Source organism: Aeromonas sp. HMWF015, from assembly GCF_963878965.1.
In the GTDB taxonomy this organism is placed as follows: Bacteria; Pseudomonadota; Gammaproteobacteria; order Enterobacterales; family Aeromonadaceae; genus Aeromonas; species Aeromonas veronii.
In genome coordinates this window covers 65856-77092 of record NZ_CAWNZT010000264.1, presented here as the reverse complement: position 1 = coordinate 77092, position 11237 = coordinate 65856, and the positions used below count along the sequence as shown (strand labels likewise).

At 58.8% G+C, this 11237-nt stretch carries 7 protein-coding genes, 1 tRNA gene and 1 pseudogene; 5 read left to right on the top strand and 4 right to left on the bottom strand.

The window, feature by feature from the left end; translation table 11 throughout:
- Positions 1 to 80 precede the first annotated feature (80 nt).
- A tRNA-Tyr gene (locus AACS18_RS14035) sits at positions 81 to 165 on the bottom strand.
- Between the two features lie 124 nt (positions 166 to 289).
- On the opposite strand from AACS18_RS14035, the gene AACS18_RS14030 reads away from it, so the two are divergent.
- Positions 290 to 799: a VC2046/SO_2500 family protein gene (locus AACS18_RS14030; protein WP_026035126.1), complete on the top strand. Its 510-nt coding sequence runs from the start codon at positions 290 to 292 to the stop codon at positions 797 to 799.
- 112 nt (positions 800 to 911) lie between these two features.
- Here the strand turns inward: AACS18_RS14030 and hpf are convergent, their stop codons facing one another.
- On the bottom strand, positions 912 to 1250 hold the full coding sequence (hpf, locus tag AACS18_RS14025; RefSeq protein ID WP_005334257.1) for a ribosome hibernation-promoting factor, HPF/YfiA family: 339 nt from the start codon (positions 1248 to 1250) through the stop codon (positions 912 to 914).
- Between the two features lie 368 nt (positions 1251 to 1618).
- On the opposite strand from hpf, the gene AACS18_RS14020 reads away from it, so the two are divergent.
- The 3 genes from AACS18_RS14020 to AACS18_RS14010 all read left to right on the top strand — a co-directional run bounded on the left by AACS18_RS14020 (position 1619) and on the right by AACS18_RS14010 (position 7300).
- Complete coding sequence (locus tag AACS18_RS14020; protein WP_108614416.1) at positions 1619 to 4123, top strand: putative bifunctional diguanylate cyclase/phosphodiesterase; 2505 nt, start codon at positions 1619 to 1621, stop codon at positions 4121 to 4123.
- A 99-nt stretch (positions 4124 to 4222) separates the two neighbouring features.
- Positions 4223 to 6124, top strand: a complete 1902-nt coding sequence (locus AACS18_RS14015) for a transglycosylase SLT domain-containing protein (RefSeq protein ID WP_108614415.1) — start codon at positions 4223 to 4225, stop codon at positions 6122 to 6124.
- A gap of 177 nt (positions 6125 to 6301) precedes the next feature.
- Positions 6302 to 7300, top strand: coding sequence for a LacI family DNA-binding transcriptional regulator (locus AACS18_RS14010; protein WP_101529482.1), 999 nt, complete (start codon positions 6302 to 6304; stop codon positions 7298 to 7300).
- A 77-nt stretch (positions 7301 to 7377) separates the two neighbouring features.
- Here AACS18_RS14010 and AACS18_RS14005 read toward each other — a convergent pair whose 3' ends face one another.
- Together AACS18_RS14005 and AACS18_RS14000 are read right to left on the bottom strand one after the other, a co-directional pair.
- A complete protein-coding gene (locus AACS18_RS14005; RefSeq protein WP_108614414.1) occupies positions 7378 to 8442 on the bottom strand; it encodes a 3-deoxy-7-phosphoheptulonate synthase in 1065 nt (354 codons plus the stop codon).
- 125 nt (positions 8443 to 8567) lie between these two features.
- The gene (locus tag AACS18_RS14000; RefSeq protein ID WP_108614413.1) at positions 8568 to 10520 is read right to left on the bottom strand and encodes a TonB-dependent receptor domain-containing protein; all 1953 of its coding nucleotides are present in this window, start codon (positions 10518 to 10520) and stop codon (positions 8568 to 8570) included.
- Positions 10521 to 10786: 266 nt separating this feature from the next.
- Between AACS18_RS14000 and AACS18_RS23505 the strand changes: the two are divergent.
- Positions 10787 to 11237 (top strand): annotated as a pseudogene (locus AACS18_RS23505) (isochorismate synthase); the annotation flags it as partial.

The following is an 11237-nucleotide window of genomic DNA, read 5'->3' as shown; positions in this document are numbered from 1 at the left end:
CGTCAGATTTACAGTCTGATCCCTTTGGCCGCTCGGGAACCCCTCCACGGGGTATTGCTTTCAACTTGTGGCACTTGAAATGGTGGAGGGAGAAGGATTCGAACCTTCGAAGGCAGAGCCGTCAGATTTACAGTCTGATCCCTTTGGCCGCTCGGGAACCCCTCCACAAGTGCGAGGCGCATACTAACAGATCTTCCGGTTTTGTGAACCCCCAAGCAGGATTTTTCCATTAAAAGAATTGGATTTGTGGCCGATAACCAGTGAAATCGCCATTTTCGAGAGTTATCTCATGCTGCCCAGTTCAATCCGTAATCACCTGCTCGTCGATGAGGGCCAGTTGGGGCAGCGCCTCAACCGTGACCTGCAGCATGGCGATCGCGCTGATTTTCGGTTGCATCTGGCCCTGCTGACCGACGCGGTGGAGGAGCAGCCCTGGTTTGATGCCAAACCGGCGGCCACTCCCCAGAGCCGTGACTGGCGTCTGCACTTTGCGCTGAGACCGGCAGAGGTGCTGGTGGCTGAAGGGGCGGGGAGTGACTGCAGTGCCATCAATGAGCGGTTGCAGCAAGGGGGAAGCATGGTGGATGTACGGCTCTGGCTGGCGCTGCAAACACCGCCGCTGGCGGTCAAACAGCCGCTGATGGATGAGGCTGTCTACGACAACCTGTCACCGCTGGCGCGGGAGCGGTTGCAAGGAAAGCTGGCCGATATGCCACGCCAGGAGGATCCGCTGGTATTGCTGCCGATCCTCGATCGTTTGCAACAGGGGGTGGATACCCGGTTGCACTGGCTCAGTTGATGGCGCCTGTTCCCTGACGTAACGCAACGCTTGTGGGGTAAATCACAGGCAACAAAAAGGCGGGTAACCCCGCCTTTATGCTCTTTGGAATTTTTAGCCTTGCAGCATGCTATCAAGCGTCAGCTTCATCCGGTTGCGGCTGCTCTTTGAGTGCGGCATTGGCACGACGGGCAATCGGCTTTTCGGTGTGACGGTTGAGTTGGCGCTCCAGTTTTTGCCCCAGTTCGTTGATGGCGGCGTAGAGATCCTCATGCTCTGCCTGGGCAAACAGTTTGCCGTTGGGGATGCCAGCACTGGCTTCGACAGTGAACATCAGACGCTCTTTGGAAACAATCACATGAGGTGTGATGAGAGGCACCTGAAGACGTTCGAGCTTTTCAAAACGGGATTCGATGCGCTCGCGGATAGCCGGGGTGATGTCGATGATTTTGCTGGTAATTTCGATTTTCATATTGGCCCCCTTCGGGTCGTCTTGCTTGTGTCTTCACCTTCAGATTACTCATTGGTAAAGATTGAAATGTGATCCATGTCACATAACCTTCCCTTGGCTATTCAGCAACTTATAAATTGTGATCTTTTCCGGTTTCGTGCCAAAAACAGCTTGAGCTCCATGAAACTGGCAGGCAGTATGACGGGAATAGGATCGTTTCTGTCCCTTCTTGGCAGCACTTCGTGTCGACCTCATGTCCGGTTTCCACTGCTTGATATCGCATGTTTGTACTCTTCCCTCGCAACCTCTGATCTGATGAGCGGATGCAGGGGGCGTTGCTATGCCTGATTGGACATCAAACGTGGTTGGTTGTTGTGTTGGAGTGGTAAATGAAGCAGCAGGCCACGCAAGTCATGTGGTTTTTCGATCGGCAACATGATCAGTGGAGTCTCTCTGATCAGGGGGCCTACCAGCAGTGGCAAGGGGAGGGCAATCATCCCTGGGCCGCTCGCCTGTTACCGGAAGATGAGGCAGGCTTTGCCGACTTTCTCGTCCGGCTTCATGAATCACATCTGCCTGAACAGTTCATCGGTCATCTGAAAGATGATCAGGGGCAGCTCAACCATGTGCTCTGGAGCGGCCAGTTTGTGCCCACCCAGCAGATCTGCTGTGGCTGGCTGGCCCCTCTTGATACCGCTAACAGTGCAGTATCCTCTCTCAACCTCTCTTTGCCGTTGCTGCAAACCACCCTGCTCACCCAGTTGGCGCAGGCGCTCTCTGCCCGCACCGGGCTCGATTTCTTCAATACCCTGGTCAGCCAGCTGGCTCATATTCTCAAGGTGGATGCGGTCTGGGTGGGGGAGTTGTGCGGTGCCGACCGGGTCAAAGTGCTGGCCGCCGACGGGCTGGCGCAGAAGGACTATCCGCTGGCGGGCTCCCCCTGTCAGGAGCTCTACAAGCAGGGGGCCATCTGTTTCGAGGTGATCGACGAGTCGCAGGAGTATCAACCCTGGCTGGCGGCCGGGCAGACTTATTATGGTCAGCCGCTGTTTGATGCCAGAGGCCAACTTCTGGGCCATCTGGCGCTGCTCTATTCGGCCCCGGCAGATACCAGCAATCTCACCTCGGTGCTCAATACCTTCTCGGTACGGATGGTGGCCGAGCTGGAGCGTCTGCAATCCGATGCCCAGATGCGCCTCTCTGCCGTTGCATTCGAGACCCACGAAGGGATCATCATTACGGATCCGGGGTTCAAGATCCTGCGGGTCAACAACGCCTTCAGCCAGATCACCGGCTTTGACAGCCAGTCGGTGCTGGGCCTGCATCTGGAAGAGGATCTCTGGCCCAATCTGGGGGGGCTCGGCTACGAGCTCAATACCCTCAGCCGTTGGCAGGGGGAGACCCAGCGTCGCCATGTCGATGGTCACACCTATCCCCAGTGGGAGATAGTGACACCGGTGCAGGATGAAAAAGGGGTGATCAGCCACTTTGTCATCTGTTTTGAGGATATCTCCGAGCGCAAGGCGGCCGAGCGACGCATTCAGGATCTCGCCTATTACGACGAGCTGACCGGATTGCCCAATCGCCGTCAACTCCACGAGACTCTGGTGCAGACCTTCAACGAGGCGGCCCGCGATGGCTTGATTGGCGCCCTGCTCTTTATCGATCTCGATCACTTCAAGACCATCAACGACTCCCTCGGCCACGCTACCGGTGACTGGCTGCTCAAGGAGGTCGCCGCCCGTCTCAAACGGTTGGTGCGGCAAGGAGATTGCCTGGCCCGCCTCGGTGGTGACGAGTTTGTACTGCTGCTGCCATCGCTCTCGGCCAGCCCGCCCCAGGCGGAGATGCAGGCCGATATCATTGCCGAACGGCTTATCACCGAGATTGCCGCTCCTTATACTTATGTGGGGCAGGTGCTGCACATCGGCGCCAGTGTCGGCATTACCCTGTTTCCGGATCGGGAGCAGGGGGTCGATGATCTGCTCAAGCAGGCGGATACCGCCATGTATCAGGCCAAGTCCGCTGGCCGCAAGACCCGTCGCTTCTTCGATGCCTCGATGCAGCAGCAGGCGGATCGCCGTCTGCTCATTCACAACGAATTGCGTAACGCCCTCAGCCAGCAAGAGCTGACCCTCTATTATCAGCCCCAGCATATGGTCGATGGCGGCGATATTATCGGTGTCGAGGCGCTCATTCGCTGGCAGCCGGCCGGTCGCTCGCTGGTCTCACCGGCCGAGTTTATTCCCATTGCCGAGGAGACGGACCTGATTGTCGATATCGGCAACTGGGTGCTGCACGAGGCGTGCGCCCAGTATGTGCTGTGGGAGGAGAACGGCATCCATATTCCGCAGATCTCGGTCAACGTCAGTGCCAAGCAGTTCCATGCCACCGACTTTGTCGAGCGGATCCACGATGTGTTGGCGCAAACTGGCATGGATCCGGCCTGCCTCAATCTGGAGATCACCGAATCCGTGGTGCTGGGTCATGCCGAGGACACCATCAGCAAGATGACCGAGCTCAAGGAGCTCGGCATCAGCTTTGCCATCGACGATTTTGGCGCCGGTTACTCCTCTCTGAGCTACCTCAAGCGGCTGCCTGCCGATGAGCTCAAGATCGACCGCTCCTTCATTCAGGACATCCCCAAGGATGGCGACAACATGGCCATCGTCGAGGCGGTGATCGCCATGGCGCGACATATGGGGTTCAACGTCACGGCGGAAGGGGTGGAGTCCCGTCAGCAACTGGAGTTTCTCAAGGCGCAGGGGTGCAGTTTCTATCAGGGCTATCTCGCCTCCAAGCCGCTGCCGGTGCCCTATCTGGAGAAATATGTACAGCGGCTGACCAGACCGGAACAACTGCGCGAAATACAGCTGAGTGAGGCAGAAAAATAGTCCCTGCTCCCCGCTGTAGCGCTGCCCGGCAACGGGTAGAATGAGAGGCAGTAGACCCACCGCCACCGGGCGGTGTATTGCCCTTAATGGAGATGTTCAGTGAAAGCTGTATGGGGAATTGTTTTGTCGGCGCTGTTTGTGCCGACCCTGATGGCGCAGACTGCCGACCAGACACTCTACCGTCAGGCGTATGACGCCGTACGGGCCAATGATCAGGCCCGTTTCCAGCAAATTCGTGCCCGTTTGACCCATTACCCCCTGCTCCCTTATCTCGATTACTATCAGCTCGCCTTTCGTCCAGGGGCGGCGGATTACAACGATGTGACCCGCTTTATCCGCCAGCATGGGGATACCCCCCAGTCCAACCGGCTGGAGCGCAGTTATCTGACCTATCTGGCCCAGAGCCAGCAGTGGTCGCAGTTCCTGCGCTTCTATCCGGCCAAGCCGAGCTCCACCGATCTGCTCTGCATGCACTATCAGGCGCTCTATTACACCGGCAAGCCGAAAGAGGCGTTGCAGGGGGCTGGCAAGATCTGGATGAGCGGCCAATCCCGTCCCGATGCCTGCTCCCCGCTATTCCAGCTGTGGCAGGGATCCGGTCAGCGTACCCAGGAGAAGATCTGGCAGCGGATGACGCTGGCGTTCGAGGCGGAAAACCCCAATCTGATCCGCCACCTTGGCGCGACCCTGGGTAGCGGCTTGCAGAGCTATGGCGATCAGATGGTGACCCTGTTCGAGCAGCCAGCCAAGGCGATGAACCCGGCCTATTTCAGCAGCAATCCCTATTCCCGCAAGCTGCTTTCCCTCGGCTTGACCCGCTATGCCAATCAGGAGCCGGAGTCGGTGCTGCGCCAGCTTGCGCTGTTTCGCAGCCGTTTCGGCCTGACCCAGGCCGAGGTGAAACCGGTAGAGCGTGCCATTGCCCGCCGCCTGCTGCTGGATCGCTCCATAGCCCAGCGCAGTTGGGTCGACAGCACGGTGAAAAAACTGGCGGATCCCGATATCACCGAGCTGCGGGCACGACTGGCCATCTGGGAGCAGGATTGGCGTGGCCTCTCCGGCTGGGTGAAGATGATGCCGATGGCCCGTCAGAAAGAGGATCGCTGGCGCTACTGGATGGCGCGCTCCCTTGAAGTGCAGGGGCAGCAAAAACCGGCGCGGGATCTCTATCTGGAGACAGCCAACCTGCGCGGTTTCTACGGCTTTATGGCAGCCCAGCGCACCGGCGTGCCTTATCGCATCAAGAACCAGAGCGTCAAGCATGTACCGGACTGGCGCACGGCCAGCCAGCGCTGGCCCTTCCTGTTGCGGGTGCGCGAGCTATTGTCGATGAACGAAATTGCAGCGGCCCGTTCGGAGTGGATCCACAACATGGATCGCAATCCGGTGGCCCAGCGCATCGAGTTTGGTCATATCGCCCTCAATCAGGGCTGGCACGAGCTGGCCATTCTCGCCAGCATTCGCGCCGAAGCGTGGGATGCCCTCGACCTGCGCTTCCCGCTGCCGCTCAAACGCACCTTCTCCCAGATGGCGCAAGAGCGCACCATGAACACCAGTTTGCTCTATGCCATCTCCCGTCAGGAGAGTGCCCTCTATCCGCTGGCCCAGTCGCCGGTGGGGGCGCGCGGCCTGATGCAGCTGATGCCGGCCACCGCCAAAGAGACCGCAGGCAAGCTGGGGGTGCCCTATCGCAACGAGCAGCAACTGTTTGATCCGACGATGAATATTCGTCTGGGGAGCGCCTATCTCAAGCGCTTGCTGGATGTTTATGACGGCAACCGGATCCTGGCGGCGGCCGCCTACAATGCCGGGCCGGGACGGGTAAAACGCTGGCGAGAGCAGAGTGACAACAAGCCGATGGACGTGTGGGTCGAGAGCATCCCCTACAAGGAGACCCGCAACTACGTGCAAAACGTGTTGTCGTTCGATCTCATTTATCAGCACAAGCTGCAGCAGCCGCTGCGCTTCATGTCAGAGCGGGAGCTCAATCACGCCTATTGAGTCGGGGGCCGCCAGCCGGCCCCTGTTTTCAAATTTCCCTGCTGCCGGGTATCATCGGGTAAGGTTTTGTTACCAAAGGAAACATGCCTGGTGACCTGGCTCCGGGAATTGCATCAGGCCGCAGGGTATACTCGGGCGTAGGCACCGACAGGTTCCCCCACAATAAAGGAATGGATAGTGGCAACGATTAAAGACGTTTCTCAGCTGGCAAATGTGTCTATCTCCACCGTGTCGCGGGTTATCAACAACACGGCACAGGTAGCACCAGAAAAGCGTGAGGCCGTACTGGCGGCCATGAAGGAACTGAATTTTCGACCCAACAGTTTTGCCCAGGCACTGGTCAGCAAGCGTTCCAACTGCATTGGCGTGCTGGTTGGCGACCTCTGCGGCGGCCCCTTCTTTGCCCAGATGATGCGTGGCATCGAAACCATGGTCGATCAGGCCAACAAGTTCACCATCGTCATGTCTGGCAACCACGATATCGCGCGCGAGCGTCATGCCATTCAGGCGCTGCTGCAGCGCCAGTGCGATGCGCTGATCCTCCACAGCAAGGCGCTCCCGGACGAGGAGCTGAGCGAGCTGGCGGCAGGCTCTACCCCCATCGTTTTCATCAACCGTCAGGTGCCGGGCGCCGAAGATCGCTGCGTCTGGCTCGATAACCAGGCGGGGATCACCACCGCGTGCCAGCACTTGCTGGATGCCGGTCATCGCAACATCGCCTTTATCACCTCCGATGATGAAGAGTTTGTCGATGGTCAGCAGCGGATGGCCGGTTACACCCAGACCCTGGCCAGAGCCGGGATCGCCTTTGATCCTGCTCTCGTCAGCCGCGCCTATGCCGACGAAAATGGCGGCTATGTGGCGATGAGTGAACTGCTGGCCTGTGGCGTCGAGTTCACTGCCGTGCTCGGTTTCAACGACGGTATGGTGGCGGGGGCGATCTCTTGCCTGCTGGAGCGGGGTTACAAGATCCCGCAGCAGGTATCGGTGGTGGGGTTCGACGATATCCCCTACGCCCGCTACATCTATCCCAAGCTCACCACGGTGCGCTACCCCATCGAGGAGATGGGCAGCCGCGCCGCCGAGCTGGCGCTGCGTCTGCTCGATCACAAGCCGGTGGACGGCTTGGCGCTCAAGTTTGAAGCCCAGCTGGTGGAACGTGAGTCAGTCGCCTGACGTGCGTCAGACAGCGAACAACAAGGTGGCCCCATCGGGGCCACACTGTTTTCTGCGTTATCTGAATAATCCGCTATTTATCCCGCGAGGGCGATCCGCTGCTGACGGCGCGCCTCAACCCCTTCTGCTACCAGATCGAGCAGTTGCCTTGTCTGTTCCCAGCCGATGCAGCTATCGGTGATCGACTGGCCGTAGCGCAGCGGTTTGCTGCCGATATCCTGATGCCCTTCGCAGATAAAACTTTCCACCATGATGGCGGCGATGGCATGGCTACCTGCGCCCAGTTGGTCGGCAATGTCACGGGCAACCAGCAGCTGGCGGGCATGTTGTTTCTGGCTGTTGCCGTGGCTGCAATCAACCATCAGGCGAGGGGAGAGATGGTGCTGGCGCAGCAGCTCGCCAGCCTCTGTCACATGATTGCTCTGATAGTTGGGCTGGCGGCCACCTCGCAGGATCAGGTGGCAGTCGGGGTTGCCATGGCTGCGCACCAGTGCCAGCTGGCCATCACCGGAAGGCTGGGTATAGAGGTGGGCCGCCCGGCTGGCGAGGATCGCCTCGACTGCGATCCGGATATTGCCGTCGGTACCGTTTTTAAAACCGATGGGGCAGGGAAGGGCCGAGGCCAGTTGGCGGTGGAGCTGGGATTCGGTGGTGCGGGCACCGATGGCCCCCCAGCTGATGAGATCCCCCAGATAGAGCATGCTGGTGAGATCGAGAAATTCGGTGGCACAGGCGAGCCCATCCTGTCCAAGGGCCAGCAGTAACTCCCTGGCCAGGCACAGCCCTTTTTCCAGTCGATCGCTGCCATCGAGATCGGGATCGAAGATAAATCCTTTCCAGCCGAGCGTCGTGCGCGGCTTTTCGAAATAGGTGCGCATCACCAGTTGCAGCTGCTCCCCGTATTGGCCCTGCAGTTCAGCGAGCCGGCCACCATAGTCGCGGGCGGCTGCCGGATCGTGAATGGAGCAGGGGCCGATCACCAGCAGCAGGCGATCATCCTCTCCCTGCAGAATATGGCGGGCTTGCTGGCGGCTGCGAGCGATCTGGCGAGCGAGCCGTGCCGGACAGGATCTGGCCTGCAACATTTCGTCAGGGGTGGGCAGGGTAGCAAGGGGTGAAGCATTCAGAAGTGAGGTGAACATGAGCGATCCTGATGAAAATGGAAATCTGCATGCTCTTTGCTGTCCAGTGGGGATCTTCCCCTTATTCTCTTGGTTAACAGAGCGCGGGCATGGGCCCGCGCTCTGTTATATCGGCCTTGGCTACTTTAGAAGCGGGCTGAGCCGCTGACGTAGTAGCTGCGACCCGGTTCGACGTTCTGGAAGAGGGTGTCTTTCTCTTGCAGGCGCACGTCGGTCAGGTTGGTGATCCCCAGTCGCAGGTCAAAGTTCTCGGTGACCTTGAAGCCGGTGCCGAGATCGAAGGTCTGATAGCTGGGCAGCTTGTGCAGTACGACAACCTTGTTGACGGTCTGCTCGGCAAACTGGGTGCCGGTGTAGGTGGTGCCGACAAAGGCATTGACCCGCTCGGTGGCCTGCCAGGTGATCTTGGCGTTGGCCTTGTGCTCAGGCCGCTCGGGCAGAGCCTGGCCCTGATCGCCTTCAGCCTTGAGGTAGGTGTAGTTGGCGCCGAGGTTGATATCGTCGGTCAGATCGAGCTTGCCGGTCAGTTCCAGCCCCTTGGTAGTGGCTTTCTCCAGGTTGTACCAAGTGCGGTCAGTGGAGTTCGGCAACTGCTTGAAGGTGAGCATGTCGTCGATGTCGGAGTAGAACAGGGTGGCGCTGGTCTCCCAGATCCCTTCTCCTGCGATGACACCCAGCTCGTAGTTGGTGCTGGTTTCCGGTTTGACCTTGTCGCTGCCATAGATGCGGCAGCTGCCGCCGCAGCTCTCGATGCTGTAGCCGTTGGAGTACTGGTGCGGTGCCGGTGCCTTGAAGGCCTGGCTGACCCCGCCCTTGACGGTCACCACATCGTTCATCTCATAGACCAGATAGCCGCGCGGGGTGAAGTGGCTGCCGTAGATCTCGTGATGATCGTAACGGCCGCCCAGCGTGAAGGTCAGGCTGTCGGTCAGGCCAATTTCATCCTGAGCAAACAGCGCCTCTTGGGAGTGACTCTCTTTGCCGCCGATATCCTTGTAGCTCACCGCATCCACCAGCTCCCGATCCAGATATTCGCCACCCAGGGTCAGGTAGTGGTTGGCCAGCGCCAGGTTGGTATAGCCCTTGAGGGTCAAGGTGTTCTCTTCCAGCTCCCGCTGCTGTGGGGCTGAGTAGCTGGTGTTGAAGTCGTCGATCTGGGAGGTCTCGTAGTTGGCCATGACGGTGGTGTCACCCCAGCTCCAGTTCCCCTTGTGGGTCAGACCAAACAGGTTGCGAGCGTTTTGCTGCTGGCGGCTGTGCAGCTTGTTGCCGGTTTTGCGGAAGATATCGAGAGGCCGCTCATCCTGGTTGTAGAGGTAATCCAGCTCGAAGCGCTGCTGCTCATCTACCAGCCAGCTCAGGGTAGAGGCGAAGTTGCGGGTCTGTTTGGCTTCGATAAGGGGGATGCCGTCAGCAGCTTCGGTGGGGGTCCAGGCTTGACGGTCATACACCTCGCCGTTCATCCGGATCAGCAGGTTGTCGGTCAGCGGGCCGGTAAAGCCCAGGTTGGTTCTGTGCTGATCGCCGCCATCCTTGCCCTCGATGGCTTTGAAGTCGGCATCGGCCGCCCCTTGCCAGGTTTTGCCCGGCTGCTTGGTGATGATGTTGATGACACCACCGATGGCATCGGAGCCGTAAAGTGCCGACATGGGGCCACGGATCACCTCGACCCGCTGGATCATGCCAAGGGGAACCGGAGTGTTGTCGAAGTTGCCGCCGCGCCATAGGGCATTGGAGGAGGAGAGGCGTTTGCCATCCACCAGCACTAGCGTGTATTTGCCCGACATGCCGCGAATGCCGATATCGCTGCGGCCATTGGTGTCAGCTTCTGCCTGAATGCCCACTTCGTGGCGCAGCAGGTCGGCAAGGTCATTGACCGGTGCGGCTGCGATCTGTTCTGCGGTGATGACAGAGATAGAGGCCGGTGCCGAGCGGGTATTGTGCGCCGTGGTGGTGACGGTGATCACCTCATCGGCTTGAGGGGCGTTGCTGGCGGCGATCGCTTGCTGGGTCAGCAGGGTGACGATGGTAGTGGCCAGCAGGCTGGGAGCAATAAAACGGGAGGTTGAGGATTTCATTATTTACATCTTCCATAACATTCAAATGATAAGCGTTATCATTATCGAGTTGAATTTGCTCCGATCGCAACTCTTTTTTATCGGCGAAATTCAGTTTCGTTCGTCACCCTCTTTTGACTAAAAAGAAGTTAATGAAATTGATTATCATTTGTATTGATCGCTTTTTCGCTCCTTGTTAGGATGCCGTTCACCCTGATATCTGGTGAGTCAAATGACTCACCTTAAGTCGTGTCAGGCAGTGATTCATTCCAAGGAGTAGCACCGTCATGTGTGACCATGCACTGGAAGGAGAGTGGCCCGCCACAGCGGTCGGGCTGGATAAAGTGTGCTGTTTTGCCTGCGGTGACAGGGTACTGGTCGCTTCCGGTATCCACGACAGTTTTACCGGCATCCCACCGGAGAAGCTGCTCGCCCATCTGCGTCAGTTGCGCCAGCAGGGGATGGCCAATCCCATCGCCATCGGCGCCATCCCGTTTGATACCCAATCCCCCTGGCATCTGGTGATCCCGGCGCAATCGCAATGGGTCGCAAGAGATGCGATGTTGCCCGCCCGCTGTTGCCAGCTCCATGGCGAGGTGAGCGAAGTGACCGGCTCCGCCCACTATCAGGGGGCAGTGCGGGCAGCGTTGCAGCAGTTCAGCGAGGGGCAACTCGAGAAAGTGGTGCTGTCGCGCGCCATCGATGTGCAGAGCGCTGAGCAGACTTCCCCCGCACACG